Origin of the sequence: Bifidobacterium sp. M0307, from assembly GCF_016100445.1 — a bacterium.
Taxonomy (GTDB): domain Bacteria; phylum Actinomycetota; class Actinomycetes; order Actinomycetales; family Bifidobacteriaceae; genus Bombiscardovia; species Bombiscardovia coryneformis.
The window spans coordinates 1,622,696-1,642,567 of record NZ_JACFSL010000001.1; the positions used below are offsets into that span (position 1 = coordinate 1,622,696).

10 protein-coding genes and 2 rRNA genes are annotated in these 19,872 nt (G+C 59.1%); 7 read left to right on the plus strand and 5 right to left on the minus strand.

Annotation, left to right across the window (positions count from 1 at the left end):
• The first annotated feature begins 378 nt into the window (after positions 1-378).
• Together H3V08_RS06775 and H3V08_RS06780 are read left to right on the plus strand one after the other, a co-directional pair.
• The gene (locus H3V08_RS06775; RefSeq protein ID WP_198182160.1) at positions 379-903 is read left to right on the plus strand and encodes a DUF3566 domain-containing protein; all 525 of its coding nucleotides are present in this window, start codon (positions 379-381) and stop codon (positions 901-903) included.
• An 88-nt stretch (positions 904-991) separates the two neighbouring features.
• On the plus strand, positions 992-2,086 hold the full coding sequence (locus tag H3V08_RS06780) for a VanZ family protein (protein WP_332461763.1): 1,095 nt from the start codon (positions 992-994) through the stop codon (positions 2,084-2,086).
• A gap of 59 nt (positions 2,087-2,145) precedes the next feature.
• Here H3V08_RS06780 and H3V08_RS06785 read toward each other — a convergent pair whose 3' ends face one another.
• Positions 2,146-3,090: a DMT family transporter gene (locus H3V08_RS06785; protein ID WP_198182037.1), complete on the minus strand. Its 945-nt coding sequence runs from the start codon at positions 3,088-3,090 to the stop codon at positions 2,146-2,148.
• 200 nt (positions 3,091-3,290) lie between these two features.
• On the opposite strand from H3V08_RS06785, the gene H3V08_RS06790 reads away from it, so the two are divergent.
• Positions 3,291-4,007, plus strand: coding sequence for a LytR/AlgR family response regulator transcription factor (locus H3V08_RS06790; protein ID WP_033491024.1), 717 nt, complete (start codon positions 3,291-3,293; stop codon positions 4,005-4,007).
• A complete protein-coding gene (locus H3V08_RS06795) occupies positions 4,004-5,359 on the plus strand; it encodes a sensor histidine kinase (RefSeq protein ID WP_198182038.1) in 1,356 nt (451 codons plus the stop codon). The genes H3V08_RS06790 and H3V08_RS06795 overlap by 4 nt, the downstream gene beginning before the upstream one ends.
• On the opposite strand, the gene H3V08_RS06800 is transcribed toward H3V08_RS06795, so the two are convergent.
• The 4 genes from H3V08_RS06800 to H3V08_RS06815 form a co-directional block, all read right to left on the minus strand.
• Positions 5,323-6,369 (minus strand): glycosyltransferase family 2 protein, encoded by a 1,047-nt coding sequence (locus tag H3V08_RS06800; RefSeq protein ID WP_198182039.1) that lies wholly within the window; start codon positions 6,367-6,369, stop codon positions 5,323-5,325. The genes H3V08_RS06795 and H3V08_RS06800 overlap by 37 nt on opposite strands.
• Before the next feature lie 229 nt (positions 6,370-6,598).
• On the minus strand, positions 6,599-7,270 hold the full coding sequence (locus H3V08_RS06805; RefSeq protein ID WP_197068958.1) for a hypothetical protein: 672 nt from the start codon (positions 7,268-7,270) through the stop codon (positions 6,599-6,601).
• Positions 7,263-9,692, minus strand: a complete 2,430-nt coding sequence (locus H3V08_RS06810) for a glycoside hydrolase family 3 C-terminal domain-containing protein (RefSeq protein ID WP_198182040.1) — start codon at positions 9,690-9,692, stop codon at positions 7,263-7,265. The genes H3V08_RS06805 and H3V08_RS06810 overlap by 8 nt, the downstream gene beginning before the upstream one ends.
• Before the next feature lie 380 nt (positions 9,693-10,072).
• The gene (locus H3V08_RS06815) at positions 10,073-13,060 is read right to left on the minus strand and encodes a glycoside hydrolase family 3 protein (protein ID WP_198182041.1); all 2,988 of its coding nucleotides are present in this window, start codon (positions 13,058-13,060) and stop codon (positions 10,073-10,075) included.
• 386 nt (positions 13,061-13,446) lie between these two features.
• Here H3V08_RS06815 and H3V08_RS06820 point away from each other — a divergent pair, with 386 nt between their 5' ends.
• From H3V08_RS06820 to H3V08_RS06830, 3 genes are all read left to right on the plus strand, one after another.
• Positions 13,447-14,361: an alpha/beta hydrolase gene (locus H3V08_RS06820; protein ID WP_198182042.1), complete on the plus strand. Its 915-nt coding sequence runs from the start codon at positions 13,447-13,449 to the stop codon at positions 14,359-14,361.
• Positions 14,362-14,863: 502 nt separating this feature from the next.
• A 16S ribosomal RNA gene (locus H3V08_RS06825) occupies positions 14,864-16,388 on the plus strand.
• 410 nt (positions 16,389-16,798) lie between these two features.
• Positions 16,799-19,862 (plus strand): 23S ribosomal RNA (locus H3V08_RS06830).
• Together the 16S and 23S rRNA genes form the textbook arrangement of a ribosomal RNA operon.
• Positions 19,863-19,872 lie beyond the last annotated feature (10 nt).

Consider the following 19,872-nt stretch of genomic DNA (forward strand, 5'->3'; position numbering starts at 1 on the left):
CATCCGGTGGGATGGCCCGTCTACAAAGGTTGATAGTCTCAATACAGGTATCCAGGTCCCGGGTGGTGGGTCCGCAACAGTCAAGGAGTGCCGATGAGCCAGAACAAACAGGAAAAGGCCAAGGCTGAAAAGTCTCAGACGGTCAAGGCTAAGGTTCAGTCTGACAAGTCAGCTACCGGGCCCAGGGTGAGTGGTGGCAAGTCATCGGCTACAGGTGCGTCTCCATCCAAGCGCAGGTCGTCATCTTCGACTTCATCTGTTGTGCCACAGCCAGGTACATCAACGGCTTCGACCGCCGCGTCGACTCTAGGCAGGACCTCGGCGTCTTCGGGCAAGTCTGCGGCTCCGGCTTCGAAGCCGGCTCGGAATGGTGCACCGGTGGAGGGTACGGTACCGGCCCCGCTCAGGTCGTCGGTTGCAGGCGGGGCCAAGAGCACCGCTCAGCCGATTGCCGCGCGTTCCGCCAGGACCACAGCCCAGGATTCCACGTCGGCTCAAGCTCGGACATCGACTTCGACGGGTTCAAAGCCCCACGTTCCCAGGGCCAGGCGCATGCAGCTCTCCTTGACACGCTTGGATCCTTGGTCCGTAGCCAAGGTCACCTTCCTCCTGTCCATTGCCGCAGGCATTATCCGGGTGGTGGCAGCGGCCCTGCTTTGGATTCTCCTCAACATGATAGGACTCTTCGATAATCTGACCCAGGTCGTATCGAAGACCGGTCTGGACGCCGGTGGTTTCGACTTCGGCCAGGTGATGAGCCTGGGTACGGTATTGAGTTCGGTCACCATCTACTCTATTTTCAAGATTGTCGTGGTTGTGGTCCTGGTGACGATTTTCGCCTTCCTCTATAACATGGTCAGCTCTCTGGTGGGTGGTATCCATGTGACCCTTGGTGACGACTGACCTCTTGCACTACCGTGTCGACCGCCGCCGGTGTCTTCATTCCCTGGGAATGACCGCGCCGACGGCGGTCTTGTCATAAGCTGGAGGTGTGCTTTCGACATATCTGGGTTATTTCAGCGGATCCTTCGGCATATCCCTGATTTTCTGGCCCCTTACCTCGCTCTTGCTGACGCTGCCCATCCTTGCCCTGATATACAACCGCTATCACCGCCTACGCCTGGTTTCGGCCCTGACGGCCTACCTGGTCATCCTCTATCTCCTTGCTCTGGTCTTCTTCACACTCTGGCCGATGCCGGACGACAGGGAGGCGTTCTGTGCCACCCACCACCTGCATCCCCAACTCAACCCTCTGCAGTTCATGACGGATCTGAGCGCAGGCGGGCGTATGGCCCTCCTCCAGATCCTGCTGAATGTGGTCTTCTTCCTCCCTCTGGGCTTCATTATGGGCAGGGTCTGCCGATGGCGGTTGCGACTGGCCCTGCCGGTCGGATTCCTGGTCTCGCTCTTCATTGAAACAGCCCAGGGCACAGGGGCTTTCGGTCTTGTAGGGTGCGCCTACCGCCTTTTTGATGTGGATGACCTGATATGGAACACCTCCGGTGCCCTGATCGGGTATCTGGTTGCCCTGGTGGTCAACCGTCTTCTGCCCACCAAGCAGACCGACGCGGCGGAACTCGTCACCATGCCGGGCTTCCTGCATCGCTGTGTGGCCCTGGCGGTGGACCTGGTGCTGTGCTACACCCTCTCCATGTCACTGGGGTTGGGATTGACCTATGCCGTGCATAAGTTGGCCACCTATCAGCTGGACGGAAGTTACCGGTTGGGTCTTCTGGTGGTGGATCCCAGTCATCTGAGCGGCATGGTGACCATCCTGGATGTGTTGCTGCTCGTGCTTTTTGAGCTGCTGATTCCCCTGCTCAGGAGAGGCAAGACACTGGGTGCAACCTTCACCCACATGACCGTGGAGACCAAGGTCCGAAGGGGCTGGTCGCGGGTTGTCTTCTATGCCTTCCGCACGGCGGTGATTCTGGCCATCTTCGGTCCATGGACGGGAACCATGCGTCAATGGACCCTCCTGCTTGCGGTGGTTCTCTTCATCTTCTACCTGTTCAAACGGCAGATGCCTTACGATTTGCTGCCCGGGCAGGACTGGTCCCATCAGCCCTCCCCCGCAGTGCGCTGAACCCGGTAAAGGAATCGGTCTGCCGGGCGGATATCCGAAGCAACGCCCTCCGCACGGCATCAGGATGATTCTGATTGCCCGGTCTTCTTCGGGTGCCGTTGAATGCGGACCTCCGAAATCAGGATGGCAATGAAGATGACGGCGAAACCGATCAGGTGGGTTCCCGCCAGCTCCTCGTGCATGACCAGAACCGAGACCAGCATCCCAAACAGGCTCTCAGAGCACAGAATCAGCGAACCTTGGGCCGCAGGTACCTGTGAGAAGGCGATGTTCTGGAAGTTCTGCGCAATCAGCGTGGAAACCAACGTCAGATAAACCATGGACCACAGTGTCCGTGGAGGGAAATTGGCCAGGCCCGGCACCGGATCGAACAAGAGGGCACATCCCAAAAAGAGGATGGCGGCGATGAAGAGCTCCAGGTAGGTCAGGGTCGGGACGTCGAACTCCTTGGTCAGGAAGCCGGTCACGACCAGGTTCACCCCGTAAAGGAGCGCCCCGCCCAGGGTCAACAGGTCTCCGATACTCAGCGATAACCCTATCTCCCCCACTCCCCCATGGGCAGGCAGCGATATCAGGGCCACACCGACGATGCAGATGGCTGCGGCAACAAAGTTTCGTATGGCCGGCCGTCGTCTGGTCATGATCCAGACCAAAAACGGTACGAACACACAGTAGATCGCAGTCAGGAAGGAGTTCCTCCCGGGTGCAATTGTGGTCAGCCCCATCGTCTGCAGGCTGAATGCAGCCCAATACGTTACCCCCAGAATCAATCCTGGAACCAGCATGTTGACCAGGTTCACCCGCCGGAGCCGGGGCATGAGGAAGGGAGTCATGATAATCAAGGCACACAGGAGTCTGATGCCCATCAACCAACGAACGGAAAGGGTCTCTAAGACGATTTTCTCAAAGGTGTACCCGGCTCCCCAGGCGGCCGCTGCGAGGATCAGCATGAATCTGGCCAGCCAGGGTGACGGTTTCCACAAGGGGGACTCAACGATACGCACACATAAAGTCTAATCGCTCACGGCCGGTCGCCGATGCCGGTGCGTTTGCCGCTCCATGGTAGGGATTGAACCTGTCCGCCCTGTGCGCAAGAGCCTCGCCTCATGCCCTATGGAAGACCATATGTGTGATAATAAAGGATACGAAATTCGCTGAGCCCAACATTTGGATGCGGCAGGAACCACGGGAACGAGGATGGCACATGGAGACGATTCGAATCGCGGTAGTGGACGACGATTCAATCAGTAGCCAGCGCATGGTGGACTATCTCCATAAATACGAAAAGGACAAAGAGGAGAAATTCGCCGTTTCCGTCTTCGACGACGGCAGGGAATTCGCTGAAGGCTACTCCCCCATCTACGACATCCTCCTGCTGGATATTCAGATGAAGCGCATGGACGGCATTGAAGTTGCCCGCCGTGTGCGCTCGCGGGATGATTCGGTTGTCATAGTCTTCATCACCTCAGCGCCGCAGTATGCCATCAACGGGTACAAGGTGGGTGCCTTGTCCTACCTGCTCAAGCCGCTCCCCTGGTTCGCCTTCTCCCAGGAAATGGAGCGGTGCATAGCCCAGGTGCGCGGCAGGGTGGAACGGTCCCTCCTGGTCAGCGAGGGAGCCAAGTCAAGACGGGTGCCTCTCAGTGACATCGTATTTGTGGAGTCGGTCAGGCACAGTTGCGTCATGCACACCCTCTCCGACCGGTTGACAATCACGGCCACACTGAAAAACCTTGAAACACAACTGGCCGATCAGGACTTCTTCCGGTCCAATTCCTGCTATCTGGTCAATCTGGCCCACGTGGTCGGGATGGAGTCTCAGGATTGCATCATGTCGACTGGTGAACGACTCAGGGTCAGCCGTCCACGGAAAAAGGCCTTCATGACGGCTTTGGCCGCTTATGTGGGTGGCCGCATATGAACCAGATACTCAACGCCCTACCTGACATTCCGCGCCTGTACACGGCCATCAGCGAATGGGTGGCGTGCCTGGTCTACCTCATGTCCATCGGCTGCCGCAAACCGCCCAAACGGACGATAACGGTCCTGGTTGTAGGGCTTGGTGTACTTATCGGGGTCCAGTACTGGGCGGGGTCACTGCCCATAGCCTTCTGGATTTTCAGCATGTGCGTGGCCGTGGCCTGTATGTACAGCATCATTATGCTGGCCTCCTCCATGCAGGCCCTGACCGGTGCCTACGTGCTTGCAAGGGCCTTTGTCTTGGCAGAGCTCATTGCCTCCCTCCACTGGCAGATTGACTCATTCCTGCGTCCGCCCACGAGCACGATCTATGCGCCGGCTTCGATTGCCCTGCTGGTGGCGATATACGGCGGCTGCGGTCTCCTTGCATGGTGGGGGGAGCGCCGTAATTTCGGTGTCGGGGATATAGACCCACCCGGTCGTAGCGTTTTCATCGCGGCCACCATATCGGTCGTCACCTTCGCCATGTCCAATCTGAGCTTCGTTTCGACCAACACCCCCTTTTCGGGCCGGGTCGGCCTGGAGGTCTTCTACATCAGGACCCTGGTTGACCTGTGCGGCTTCGCCCTGCTCTATGCCCAGCAGGAACAGGTCAGGGAGAACCAGGCCAGTGCCGAACTGGCCTCCATCAACGCCCGGGCCTACAGCCAGCACCGTGAGTATATGCGGTCAAAGGAGAACCTTGAGGCGATGGGGCGGCTGGCTCATGATCTGAAGCACCAGATGGCCGCATTGAGGGCTGAAATCGACCCTGAGAGGCAGTCACGCAACTTCGAAGAGCTCGAGGCCTCCATACAGCGGTACGGATCTCAGCAGCACACCGGCAACCCCGTCCTGGACGTGGTTCTGTCGACCAAGGAGCGCATCTGTGCCGACAGTGGGATTACCCTGACTGTGGTGGCCGATGGGTCCCTCCTGACCGGTATGACCCCTATTGATGTATCGACCCTGTTCGGCAATGCCCTGGACAACGCCATCGAGGCATTGAAGAAGGTGGACAATCCGGATCGCAGACTGATCAAGGTGGCACTCTTCTCCAGGGACCGATTCGCAGTCCTGCAAATCGATAACACCTATGCCTCCCACCTGAACTGGAAGGCCAACGGGGAACTGGCCACCACAAAGAGGGACAACGTCCTGCATGGATACGGCGTCAAGTCGATACGCCATATAGCCCACAAGTACCAAGGGGAGATGACCCTGAGGGCGAAGGACCACTGGTTCCACCTGTGTGTGCTCCTGCCCATGGTCAATGGTCAGTTGAAGCCTACAGCCGCCTCGGCCACCCTGTAACCCAGCCGAATGGCCACTCGTCCCGGTCTGCCCGGCATGTTGATGAGTTTGCAGAGCAGGGTCGAGCGCACATCATGCGAAATGGCGGGGGAGTGGTCCTCCAGTCGGCTCCAGAGCATGTCCTTGTTCTGATAATTCTGCGGATCCTTGGACAGAATCAGGAAGACTGAGGTGACCACGCAGTTGATTGCCAGATAGTGAATCATGTAGCGGTACAGCCCATTCGACACCTGGCCCGGCTCGGGGGTGGCCTCGACCATGAGACCGTTGACCCTGAGCAGCTGGTCCACTCTGGAAACCATGACCGAGGTTTGGACGGACTGGCCCTCACGGCCTGTGTGATAGCGGTAAAAGTCCGTATCCAGGTACATCAGGCTTGTCACATAGGGGAGGGGCTGATACGAATAGATGAAATCAACGTAGTATGTGTGCTCAGGCAGGTGGGTTGCGGCACGTTGCAGGACCTCGCGGCGGAAGATCAGGGCGTGCATGATCATGTACTGGGCCATTCCGAACCTGCCGAGATGATTCCAATCCAGAACCCTGTCCGACGGCATGACGCTCCGGAAGTTGATGACCTGCTTGTGGTGCCGCCCCTCTTTTTCATAGACGTAATTGGTTACGACCATATCGACAGGATGCGAGCTGGTGGCCTGGGTCCGCAGCCTGTCGAGTACGAGTCCCAGGGAGTCGGTATCGACCCAGTCGTCGGCGTCCACCACTTTTACATACAGGCCTTGCGCCTGTGACAATCCTGCGTTGACCGCACCGCCATGGCCCTTGTTCTCCTGCTTGATCAGACGAACAATCCCAGGGTGCCTTACCTCATAATCGTGGGAGAGCTTCGCTGTGTCGTCGGTCGATCCATCATCCACGACGATGATTTCCAGGTCCTCGGCCGCTTGCGACAGTAGAGAGTTCAGGCAGGTATCCAGATGATCGGCCATGTTGTAGGCCGGGATGATGAAGGTGATGACAGGTCGGTCGTCGGCTCGTGTGGACGATGTCATGAACGGAATCACCTCATATGTATGACGGGTTGTGTGAGGGCAGGGGAGTGATGGGGATTCCCGATTCAAGGGAACCGAATCAACAGGCGGATCGACCGCGCTGCCGTATCCGACCACTGTACTGCACCGTACCAATTGTATATATGGAATGGGCCCCGGTCGTCCCGAATCTCCCTGAATGCCGGTTCTAACGGGAGGGGACGATCGAGGCCACGTATTGGTTGGTTACTCAGGCTTCCTGCTTGGTCTCCTCATCGGGCACCTGCTTGAAGATGACCTTGAAGATGGGGAAGAAGACCCAGAAGGATATGGCCGAGTTGATGATCATCGTCACCAGATCGGCCACGGTGGTGCCGACCGTGCCCCAGTTCAGGCTGTGCTGGAAGAAGCCGTAGATCGGGTCCTTGTACCAGCCCTGAAGGGCGGCAGCGATGATGGTGATGATGATGTAGGCGAGGAGATACCAGAAAGCGGCCTTCCAAACAGAGGAATTGGACTTGAAGGTGATGTTCCTCTGGAGGAAGAAGTTGATGATCTGCGCAATCAGCAGGGTGATTTCCACAGCCAGGAAGTAAGCCAGGCCGCCGCCTCCGCCGTTGCTGATGGCACCTGCGGCATAGTCGAACAGGTAGTAAGGCTTGCCGCCCACGGTTCCCATGTGCCAGATCTGGAAGTTGGTTCCGACAAGGGAGGTGCCGTTGAAGATGGCCTTGAGCACAGGCATCATGATCAGCTGCAGAACGGTGACACCGTTGGAGAGCAGGAAGAAGACGATGAACTGTGCCGCGGTCTCGTGACGGAAGGAGAAGCGCTGCCACCAGCGGACGATACCGTACTTGGAGGTGGCCGCCTCCTCTGCGCTGGCGGGTTTGCCGCCGGTCTGTGCGTTCTGGTCACTCATGGTTCAGTTCCTTTCTGGTCCTGCGGTTGGCTGACATGTTCCTGAAGAAGCCCGCGATGAAGCCTCCCAGTCCCTTGCAGACGTGGCCGTTCGGTATACGTACGATCGAATCGACCATGGCCATGTCGATCATGCCGTTGGTCATCTTGCTCATGGCCCTGGGGGGCATGTTGAGCAGGAAGAGGGTATTGAGATCCGGGCTGCCGGTTTTGGCTTCCTGCTTGCGCTCCCGCTTGGACAGGAAGTTGGCGACGAACCGGGCCAGACCACTCCTGGAGTCCTTCCAGGATGAGATGGGATCGTTGGGGCCGAAGGTGCTGATGGCACCCTGACGCTCGACCGGGTGCCCGAAGAGGGCGGTCATGTTGTCGTCCGTGACCTCTTTGACCTTGCCGGTCAGGTAGGCGCCCAGGGCGGGGTCGGCCCGGTGGGGCTGGACAGTGCCCGCTACGGACAGTGTGCCGGTCAGTTCCATGGTCCGGGCATCCGAACCGATCATGATCGTCCAGTCGCCGGATTCGGTCTGCCAGGAGTCCTGGTCCGTATCGAAGTGACGGAAGGTGGTCTGATCGAAGTCGATACGTACGGTCGTGGACTCGCCTGCCTTGAGGGATACCTTCCGGAAGCCCTTGAGCTCACGTATGGGTCTGAGCGCGCCGCCTTCCGGTGCCTGGACGTAGAGCTGCGGAACGGTGGCACCGTCGTGCTCCGAATCGTTGGTCAGGGTGAAGGAGGCGCCCTTCTCGTCCAGTGCCAGGTTGGAGTAGGTGAAGTGGGAGTACGAGAGGCCGTATCCGAAGGGGAAGAGGTCCTCTACTCCGGCGGTGAGGTAATACCGATACCCCACGAAGGGTCCCTCGCGGTAAATGGAGTCACGCTCGGACTCTGGGTACCAACCGGAGCTGGGGCAATCCGCGTAGGACTTGGGCCAGGTCTCAGCCAGGTGGCCGGAGGGGTTGGTTTTGCCTGTAAGGATGTTCAGGGTGGCGGACGCACCTGCCTGACCTGACAGCCCGATGTACAGAACGGCATCGCACAGGTCGACCCAGTCTGCTGAGACGGGGGACCCTGCCACCAGCACAACCACCAGGGGTTTGCCGGTCTTGCCGAGGGCCTGCAGGAGGTTCACCTGGGCTCGGGGAATATCCATGGTGGAACGATCCAGACCTTCGGACTCGCTCCGCTCGTCAAGACCCACGCAGGCCAGGATTACATCGGATCCGTCAACGGCATTCACGGCCTGGTCAACCAGGTCCTGGTTCATGTCTCCGTGGCGGTCGTAGCCCTGGCTGTAGGATGCCAGTTCCAACCCTCCGGCATGGCCCTGTTCAATCAGCTCCAGGATGTTCTCCTGCCTGGTCGCATTGACCTTGGAAGAACCGGAACCCTGGAAGCGTGCGGTCTTGGCCATATCGCCCACAACGGCCACCTTGGTGCCGGCGGCCAGGGGGAGGCGCCCGTTCTTGTTGACCAGGAGCACAGCCGATTCCTCGGCGATTCTGCGGGCCATTTCGTGGTGGTCCCGCTTCTGCTCATCGGTCAGGTTTCCGTCCGGGTCCATCTTCGGGTCATAGGTCAGCTTGGCCAGCTTGGCGACCTCTTCAGCCCTGGCGTTCAGGTCGGCCTCAGCCAGGTTCCCCTCCTTGACGGCCTTGGCCAATTGACGGACGGAATCGAATCCCGCCTCGGGCATTTCCAGGGAGGAACCGTTGGCGGCTGCTGCCACGGCACTGTTGGAACCACCCCAGTCGGATACCACCATGCCGTCGAAGCCCCACTCCTTGCGCAGGATATCGTTGAGGAGGTGTCCGTTTTCGTTGGCGTAGGTGCCGTTGACCATGTTGTAGGAGGTCATGATGGCCCAGGGGTGGGCCTGGCGTACGGCAATCTCGAAGGCGGTCAGGTAGAGCTCACGCATGGTCCGCTCATCGACCACGGAGTTGGAGGCCTGCCTGCGCAGTTCCTGACTGTTCATGGCAAAGTGCTTGGGGGTGGCGGCCACTCCCTGGGACTGGATGCCTTCAATCAGCCCAGCAGCCATGTGTCCAGCCACTTGGGGGTCCTCCGAGTAGTACTCGAAGTTGCGGCCGCACAGCGGGTTGCGCTTGATGTTCATACCCGGGCCGAGCACGATGTTCACACCCAGGCTCTTGGCCTCTCGGCCCAGCGCCTCGCCCATAGCCTTGGCCAGGTCCGGATCCCACGAGCATGCCACGGTTCCCGCGGTGGGGAAGCAGGTGGCCGGCTTGGACTCACCCATTCCCAGGTTGTCTCCGGCTCCCGTCTGCCGCCTCAGCCCGTGTGGGCCGTCGCTCAGGACCATGCTCGGAATGCCTGCCCGCTTGATTTCGCGGGTGCCCCACATAGAACTTCCGGAGAGCAGCGATGCCTTCTCCAGGACTGTCAGATCTTTGACTTCCATTGTGTTCCTTTTCCCTGATGAGATGAGCCCCTGGATTGGAACCCTCATCGCTTCCACAGTCAGCACCGGTGTCTCCACCGCGTAACTCTGCCATATATAGTTCCAGTATCGTCAACCGTTGCGTACGCTGGAATCACCAGAGCATAACCTGTCATTTTTCCGGCATGAATGGTGCGCCCAACCCCACCGTTGAACCCAGGAGAATGGGACGTGTCTGTGAGGCGGGTTCAGCCGACAAGACGGTGGGGAATGTGGGTGACGATATAAAAAAGAGGGGCGGACGACTTTGTAGTCGTCCGCCCCTCGGTGGAGCCCAGGCCCGGAGCCCGATCAGATTACCTGACCAGATTCATGCCCGCGGGCCTTGCTGTGCTCTTCCCTTACTGAATGGTGTCGTGAGACGGGCCATCCTCTGCGGGGGTGGTCTCCTCGCTGGCGGGGTCCTGCATCCTGACATCCTTGGCCTGGTCGGCCAGGTCGGTCAGGGTCTGCACGTCAACCGCACTGCGGCGGGCGTTGAACCTGCGGAAGGCCAGGTACTCGAGGGCGAGGAAGATCAGAGCCATGACGACGAGTGCCACATAAAGGGCAATCTGCCATGCAGGGGTCTGGACCTTGGGGTCGCCATCTGCGTACTTGTAGCTGTTCACTGCCGTGTACAGGATGTTGTGGCTGGCTTCACGCATGGCCTTGACCGAAGTGGCGCTCTGATCCTTCACATGGTTGGTCACCTCGGTGGTGGCCAGCATGATGTCGTTTCCGTTGCGGATCAGCTGATCGGCGTTCTGGTAGCCATAGACTCCGAAGTAGTCGGTCAGGGCCATTCCTCGGAAGCCCCACTCGCCGCGCAGAACATCCTGCATCAGCGGAGCATAGGCGGCCACGTAGGTGTTGCCGAGGTAGTTGAAGGCGGTCATGGCGGCCTGTGCGCCACCATCGACCACTGCAGCCTGGAAGGGCTTCAGGTAGATCTCGCGGATGGTCTGCTCGTCGGCCCAGGTGGCCAGCATGTTGTTACGGTTGGTCTCCTGGTCGTTCATGGCGAAGTGCTTCATGAAGGAGTAGACACCCTTGGAGCGGGCACCGGCGATCTCGTTGGATCCCATGACGGCGTTGATCTGCGGGTCCTCCGAGAAGTACTCGAAGTTACGGCCGGAGAAGGCGCTGCGGTGGATGTTGAAGGCCGGTGCGTACCAGCCGGCCACATCCATGTCGTGGGCCATGGTGCCGATCATCTCGCCGAAGCGGGTGGCCAGCTCGGGGTTCCAGGTGCAGGCCAGGGAGGTGGATGACGGGAAGCCCAGGGATCCGACCTTGGTGAAGTTGTTGTTCAGGGCGGCGGGACCATCGGCGTCGGTCATCTCGATCTTGCCGATGCTCTTGATTGCCTGGGTGCCGTAGCCGCCCATGGCGATCAGGGTGTCCATCTCCTTGACGGTGAGCTCGTCCAGCAGCTTGTCCCACATGGGGTCGTCGTACTTCTTGTCGCGCAGCTGGTAAAGCTTGACATCGTTCTTCGCCCCGGTCGTGGGCATCTGATCGCTGTCCTTGTCGAACTTCTTGGGATCGTAGTTCTCGTTGTTGTAGAAGTTGGCCTTGGCCTCTTCGGGCATCTCGGTGCTCTTGGGGGCCGCAACCGCATCCTCGTAGTTGGCGAAGTGGTTGGCTCGCGACAGGTAGGTCACTGTGCCCTTGGCGTCATCGAAACGGTTGGTGGCCGCCACCTTATCGATGGAGCGGGGATTGCTCTCGTCGTAGGTGATGGTCTTGTTGATGCTGACGTTCTGGGACTCGATGACCTTGTGGGAATCGGAGCGGATGGAGATACCGTAGTCGCCCTGATCCAGCACGTAGGCCTTGGCCGTGTTGGCGTCGTAGGAGGCCATGTCCTCGTCCTTGAAGCTGACGGAGACGGTTTCGCTCTGTCCCGGCTTGAGGACCTTGGTCTTCTTGAAGGAGACGAGGTTGGCGCTGGCCTTTTCGATGCCACCATCGGTGTAGGGGGGATCGAAGTAGGTCTGGACGGTGTCGCGTCCGGCCTTGGTGCCGTCGTTGGTAACGGTCACATCGAAGGAGATCTTGCCGTCAGCGTGCTTGATGTTGCCCATCTTCTGGCTGAACTTGGTGTACGAGAGGCCGTAACCGAAGGGATACTGCACCATCTCGTCGTAGTTGATCAGCCCTTCCTTGGCGGCTGTCTCCCAGAAGCGGTATCCCACGTAGATGCCTTCGTTGTAGTTGATGAAGGTGGGGGTAACGGTTTCGGACTTGCCGGTGAAGCCGACGAAGGTCGCCTTGTGGTCGTCCATGTTGGTGTAGGTGAAGGCACCGAAGTTGTTGTAGGTGGGTGTCTTGGTCAGATCACGGACGAAGGTGTCGGAGGTCTTGCCGGAGGGGTTGGTTGTGCCCTTCAGCACCTCACCCAGGGCGGTGAAGCCGGCCTGTCCCGGGGGCGGGCACCAGAGGACGGACTTGATCTGCGGATACTGGCCGACGAAGTTCAGATCGAAGGTGTTGGCGCCGTTGTAGACCAGGACCACCTTGTCGAAGGTGCCGGTGACCTTGGCGATCATGTCGCTTTCGGGCTTGGACAGCTCCAGGAAGCTCTGTCCATCCTGGAAATCGGGGTCGGACTTGTCGTTGTCGTGATAGGTGAGGTCCTTGGACTTCATGTTGACGGGAAGATCTGCACCCTCGCCGCCGACGCGACCGATGACCACGATGGCGGTATCGGAGAAGTCCTTGGCGTCCTTCATGAGCTTGTCGCTGTACTTGGCGGCGGTCGGCTCGGGAAGGGTCCAGTCCTGTTCGAACATCTCGACCTTGGGGCGGTCCTCACGGTAGTCCGTGTAGAACTTGCTCAGTTCGGTGTTGGTTTCCAGACCGGCTTCCTTGATGCCGTCCAGGAGGCTGGTGGTGGGGTTGTCCGGGGACATGGAGCCCGAGCCGGTGCCACCATAGACGGGGTTGGTCGAGGCCCAGCCGAAGACGTTGACCTTGCTGTCCTTGAGGGGCAGGGTCTCATCCGAGTTCTGGAGCATGGTGACGGACTCGCGCTGGATGTCCTTGGCAAGGTCGCGCGCGGCGGTGACGGTGGCCGGCTGGAGTTCGTGCTTGTTGGTCGACTTGGTGATCAGGTTCGACAGGGGGCCCAGGAGCATCGTGGCCAGGGCCACGACGATGGCCACGAAGGTGACCAGCCAGGACTGTGAGTGAATCATCTTGCGGTTGGCGACACTCTTGACGGTGCGCTTGTTGACCGCAATGGTGATGATGATCGCCAGTACCAGGAAAACGCCGATAACCACCAATTCGGGTATCAGCGATTTGAGCACTGCGACTACATCGCTCAGGTTAATACTGAACATGTTCGCTACTTTCTTGTTTTTCTCTGCTAAAGCCTGAACCGGACCGCACGAGGCAGACCTGGTCACATAGGAGACAGACGTTCAAGGTTGACAATCCGCTCCACGGTGGGCGAGCGACCTTTAGCTTCATCGACACGCCTTTATGCCATGTCCCCAGTGAACCATGCTGAAACCTTGCTGGACGACTTCCCTGACATGAACTGTCGATTTTGCGTCATAACCTGCATGTGGTAGCCGAAGGGCTCACGGAGGACGGGGTCATGTGGACGCCCATCCCTGCTTGCTCATCATGAAGTGCCCGCATATTACCCGCGCAATAGTGTTCCATAACGCGGATCGACCTGGTTATAAGCGCAGAACCGGTTGTGAATCGGTAGAATGGTGGCATGTCAGGCCTTACGGTTTCGAGCCACTCGCACATCCACCAGGCCAGTGTCAACGGCGCCCGTCTGGTCTTTTCCATGAATCCTGCCCCACGTGAGGCGCCGATTATCCTGTACCTGCACGGTGGCCCGGGCGACGCATGCATCCCCGTGACCATGAGGTGCAATGCCGAGCTGGAACGAGACTTTCGCTTCATCAATCTGGACCAGCGCGGCAGCGGTCTTTCATACCACCCCTTTGCCTTGGATGAGGTGGTCACCATCGATTCCATGGTCGAGGATATCCACCAGTTCGTGCTCACCCTTCTGCAGACCTACCAGCAGGATTCCCTGGTTCTGGTCGGGCACTCCTGGGGGAGTGTGTTGGGCCTGGAGATGGTGCGAAGGTACCCCTCGCTGGTAAGCCACTACATAGGCCTGGGTCAGGTGGTCGCCATGCGGGAGGCGTTGATGCTCAGGCAGAGGCTCAGTCGGGGAACCCTGCCCAAATGGGGTCAGCGGGTGGTTGGCAGTGAGAGTTCCCAGGCCGATCTGGTCATGTTGGTGCATGAGCTGATGGACCGCGGCAGTACCAGAACCGTGCTGGGCATACTGGATCGGGCCTTGGCCTACGTACGTTCCCCTTTTTATTCCTGGAGCGCCCTGGTCAACCAGCAGAAGGGCGTGAGGCAGTCCCGAGCCCGGCTGAACGGGGAACTCGAAGCTGTCGATTTCCGTGGGAACACTTCCTTCGGTGCGCCCGTCACCTTCATCAGTGGCAGGTATGACCGGCATCTTCCGGCAATACTGGTTGAACAGTATGCGGCCACGATGCGGACGGAACACCGCTTCCTGATGTTCGAACACTCGGGTCACTGTCCGCACTGGGATGAGCCCGCTCGCTTCGCCGCTGTCGTCCGGGAATTGTGCCTGAATTAAGAGCGGCTCCGGAAGTCACTTGGATGTAACTTGCATTTAGTGGGGGAGTGTCTACTAATATATGGAAGCGACGATACTGGTTTGAATCTCGCTGGAGAGTGCAGAGGGGATTCCTGAAAAAGGGGAAGGTCGGATTGCAAGGGGCGGCATTCAAAATGCCGACACGCCGTAGAATCGTTGCAATGCCAGAGCTTCTCCGATACTCAAGCATACCAATTTGCAACAACCCGGTAGTTCGTGTAAATTGTTCTTTTGCTGCCCGACAGCGACAAGGAATCCCCCGGATACCTTGAGACTGTTGGTGTGGTGGTGGTTTGAGAACTCAAGAGCGTGTTTGTGCTACTTTTATAGCTTTTTGATTGCCAGTCCGATGCCCGCCCGGTTTTGCCGGGTACGCGGGAGCGTTGTGAGGGGTGTCGGGGTTTTTCGTGGGTCTGTTTCCTCCTTATGGAAGCGGATCCGTCAATTTATTATGAGAGTCGTTTCGGCTTCTTCATTGTTTTTTGTGGAGGGTTTGATTCTGGCTCAGGATGAACGCTGGCGGCGTGCTTAACACATGCAAGTCGAACGGGATCCAGGCAGCTTGCTGTCTGGTGAGAGTGGCGAACGGGTGAGTAATGCGTGACCAACCTGCCCCATACTCCGGAATAGCTCCTGGAAACGGGTGGTAATGCCGGGTGTTCCGCATCATCGCATGATGGTGTGGGAAAGGGTTTACCGGTATGGGATGGGGTCGCGTCCTATCAGCTTGTTGGTGGGGTGATGGCCTACCAAGGCTTCGACGGGTAGCCGGCCTGAGAGGGCGACCGGCCACATTGGGACTGAGATACGGCCCAGACTCCTACGGGAGGCAGCAGTGGGGAATATTGCACAATGGGCGAAAGCCTGATGCAGCGACGCCGCGTGCGGGATGACGGCCTTCGGGTTGTAAACCGCTTTTGATTGGGAGCAAGCGAGAGTGAGTGTACCTTTCGAATAAGCACCGGCTAACTACGTGCCAGCAGCCGCGGTAATACGTAGGGTGCAAGCGTTATCCGGAATTATTGGGCGTAAAGAGCTCGTAGGCGGTTCGTCGCGTCTGGTGTGAAAGTCCATCGCTTAACGGTGGATCTGCGCCGGGTACGGGCGGACTGGAGTGCGGTAGGGGAGACTGGAATTCCCGGTGTAACGGTGGAATGTGTAGATATCGGGAAGAACACCAATGGCGAAGGCAGGTCTCTGGGCCGTTACTGACGCTGAGGAGCGAAAGCGTGGGGAGCGAACAGGATTAGATACCCTGGTAGTCCACGCCGTAAACGGTGGATGCTGGATGTGGGGCCCGTTCCACGGGTTCCGTGTCGGAGCTAACGCGTTAAGCATCCCGCCTGGGGAGTACGGCCGCAAGGCTAAAACTCAAAGAAATTGACGGGGGCCCGCACAAGCGGCGGAGCATGCGGATTAATTCGATGCAACGCGAAGAACCTTACCTGGGCTTGACATGTGCCGGACTGCCGCGGAGACGTGGTTTCCCTTCGGGGCCGGTTCACAGGTGGTGCATGGTCGTCGTCAGCTCGTGTCGTGAGATGTTGGGTCAAGTCCCGCAACGAGCGCAACCCTCGCCTCGTGTTGCCAGCGGGTCATGCCGGGAACTCACGGGGGACCGCCGGGGTTAACCCGGAGGAAGGTGGGGATGACGTCAGATCATCATGCCCCTTACGTCCAGGGCTTCACGCATGCTACAATGGCCGGTACAACGGGATGCGACATGGCGACATGGAGCGGATCCCTTAAAACCGGTCTCAGTTCGGATCGGAGCCTGCAACCCGGCTCCGTGAAGGCGGAGTCGCTAGTAATCGCGGATCAGCAACGCCGCGGTGAATGCGTTCCCGGGCCTTGTACACACCGCCCGTCAAGTCATGAAAGTGGGCAGCACCCGAAGCCGGTGGCCCAACCCGTTTGGGGGGGAGCCGTCTAAGGTGAGGTCCGCGATTGGGACTAAGTCGTAACAAGGTAGCCGTACCGGAAGGTGCGGCTGGATCACCTCCTTTCTACGGAGATATGAGTAAAATCCCCCGCCCGTGTCTGGGTCGTGGGGTCGTGTCCATGGGTCCGGCCGGTCGGTCGGATGGTGTGGGCGTGCTGGCGTGGAACGGTCGAATGGGCTGTGGCATGGATGCGCTGTTGGGTTCCCGGACCGCCACCCTTGTGGGTGGTGTTCCTGTCGCCCATCGGGTTCCTGTGCGGGTGTCGTCCCGTGGCGGGTCCTGGTGGTGTGGTGGTGGTTTGAGAACTGGATAGTGGACGCGAGTGGATGGCTGGCTTTGTGCCTGTCCGTCCGCTTGTATTGTTTCGTCCGAGCCCACATGGTGGGTTCGGGTCGATCGTTTTGTGATCTATTAGTGTGATGATTTGTCGTCTGGCAGTTCGCAGTTGTTGTTGCCGTGGCATGGCCTGTGGTCGTGTTGTCGGTAAGGGCGCATGGTGGATGCCTTGGCAGACAGGACCGATGAAGGACGCGTGGGGCCGCGATAGGCCTCGGGGAGCCGCCGACAGGGCTTTGATCCGAGGGTGTCCGAATGGGGAAACCCGCCAGCCGTCATGGGCTGGCACCGCATTCGTGCGGGGGGTACGCAGGGAAGTGAAACATCTCAGTACCTGCAGGAAGAGATATTCCGTGAGTAGTGGCGAGCGAAAGCGGATGATGGCCAAACCTGTGCCGTGTGATACCCGTCGGGGGTTGCGGCATGGGTGTTGTGGGATTTGGTGCCCGGGTTCCGACGGACCCGGCGGCAGTGATAAAACGACGTGTGAGACGAACGGGATTGAATTCCCGGCCGTAGAGGGTGATGGCCCCGTAGTCGAAGACGCGTCGTCTGCCGATCCTTGTTCCCAAGTAGCGCGGGACTCGTGGAATCCCGTGTGAATCCGCCCCGACCGTGGGGTAAGCCTGAATATACCTGTCTGACCGATAGCGTACGAGTACCGTGAGGGAAAGGTGAAAAGCACCCCGGGAGGGGAGTGAAACAGTTTCTGAAACCGTGTGCCTACAATCCGTCGGAGCCTTTCGGGGTGACGGCGTGCCTATCGAAAAATGAGTCTGCGAGTCAGTGGTGCGTGGCGAGGTTAACCCGTGTGGGGCAACCGTAGCGAAAGCGAGTCTTAAAAGGCGTTTGAGTCGCGTGCCCTGGACCCGAAGCGGGATGATCTAGCCCTGGGCAGGTTGAAGCGTGGGTAAGACCGCGTGGAGGACCGAACGGACCTGGGTTGAAAACCGGGCCGATGACCTGGGGCTAGGGGTGAAAGGCCAATCAAATTCCGTGATAGCTGGTTCTCTCCGAAATGCATTTCGGTGCAGCGTCGCGTCAATGTCTCCATGGGGTAGAGCTACTGGATGCTTGAGGGCCCGTATCGGGTACCGACAGCAGCCAAACTCCGAATACGTGTGAGGTGTATCGCGGCAGTGAGTCGGCGGGGGATAAGCTCCGTCGTCGAGAGGGAGACAGCCCAGATCGTCGTCTAAGGTCCCTAAGTGTGTGCTAAGTGGGAAAGGATGTGGAGTCGCATAGACAGCCAGGAGGTTGGCTTAGAAGCAGCCACCCTTGAAAGAGTGCGTAACAGCTCACTGGTCTAGTGGTTCCGCGCCGATAATGTAGCGGGGCTCAAGCACACCACCGAAGACGCGGCAGTGCAGTTACTGTACTGGGTAGGAGAGCGTTCCGCATGGGGCGAAGCGGCGGCGTGAGCCGGCCGTGGACCGTGTGGAAGTGAGAATGCAGACATGAGTAGCGAGAGACGGGTCAGAATCCCGTCCGCTGGATGACCAAGGGTTCCGGGGCCACGTTCGTCGTCCCCGGGTGAGTCGGGTCCTAAGGCGAGGCCGACAGGCGTAGTCGAATGGATGAAGGAGTCGATATTCTCCTACCGGCGTCAGACCGCCCAATCCAAGACGTGGAAGCATGCCCTTACCCGTATCGGGCGGCGGTCTTCGGACCGTCCGATGGTGCGGGACCGGTGTGTGGATGCGTGGCGGGTAGCACAGGAGTGACACGGAACGGGAGCCGGGCCGCGGTGGTGGTTATCCGTGGTCAAGCATGTGGCGCGTCGGGCAGGCAAATCCGTCCGGCATGAGCGTGAGGTGTGATGATGGGGGGCCTCGTGCCCCGAATCCGGTGTGCCGTTCCGTCAAGAAAAGCTTCGGTGCGAGGGCTGTCGCCGCCCGTACCCTAAACCGACACTGGTGGTCAGGTAGAGTATACCAAAGCGATCGAGCGAATCCTGGTCAAGGAACTCGGCAAATCACTCCCGTGCCTTCGGTATAAGGGAGACCCCTTGCGGTGAGGCGCCCAGCGCGCGGAGCCGAGGGGGGTGGCACAGACCAGGGGGTAGCGACTGTTTACCAAAAACACAGGTGCATGCGAAGACGAAAGTCGCTGTATATGCACTGACGCCTGCCCGGTGCCGGAAGGTTAAGAGGATCCGTCATCCCCTTCGGGGGGGCAGCGGTGAATTCAAGCCCCGGTAAACGGCGGTGGTAACTATAACCATCCTAAGGTAGCGAAATTCCTTGTCGGGTAAGTTCCGACCTGCACGAATGGCGTAACGACTTCCCCACTGTCTCGACCAGGAGCTCGGCGAAATTGCAGTACGAGTAAAGATGCTCGTTAAGCGCAGAAGGACGAAAAGACCCCGGGACCTTTACTATACCTTGGTATTGGCGTTAGGTGCGGACTGTGTAGCATAGGCGGGAGGCTTCGAAGCGGGTGCGCCAGCATCCGTGGAGCCGAAATGTGAAATACCGCTCTGTCCTCATCTGGCCTCTAACCTCGACCAGTCATCCTGGTCAGGGACAGTGCCTGGCGGGTAGTTTAACTGGGGCGGTTGCCTCCCAAAGAGTAACGGAGGCGCCCAAGGGTTCCCTCAGCCCGGTTGGCAATCGGGTGTTGAGTGCAATCGCACAAGGGAGCTTGACTGCGAGACCGACGGGTCGAGCAGGGACGAAAGTCGGAGATAGTGATCCGGTGCCGGCGTACGGACGCGGCATCGCTCAACGGATAAAAGGTACCCCGGGGATAACAGGCTGATCATCCCCAAGAGTCCATATCGACGGGATGGTTTGGCACCTCGATGTCGGCTCGTCGCATCCTGGGGCTGGAGCAGGTCCCAAGGGTTCGGCCGTTCGCCGATTAAAGCGGCACGCGAGCTGGGTTCAGAACGTCGTGAGACAGTTTGGTCTCTATCCTCTGCGCTCGTTGGAATCTTGAGGAGCCCTGCCCATAGTACGAGAGGACCTGGGTGGACGAACCTCTGGTATGCCGGTTGTCGCGCCAGCGGCACGGCCGGTTGGCTACGTTCGGATGGGATAACCGCTGAAAGCATCTAAGCGGGAAGCCCCCTCCAAGATAAGGATTCCATGGAACCTCGGTTCCTGAAGACCCCATGCAGAACACATGGTCGATAGACCGGACGTGGAAACCCCGCAAGGGGCGAAGCCGACCGGCACTAATGGTCGAAGACAACACAACACCCACCCCC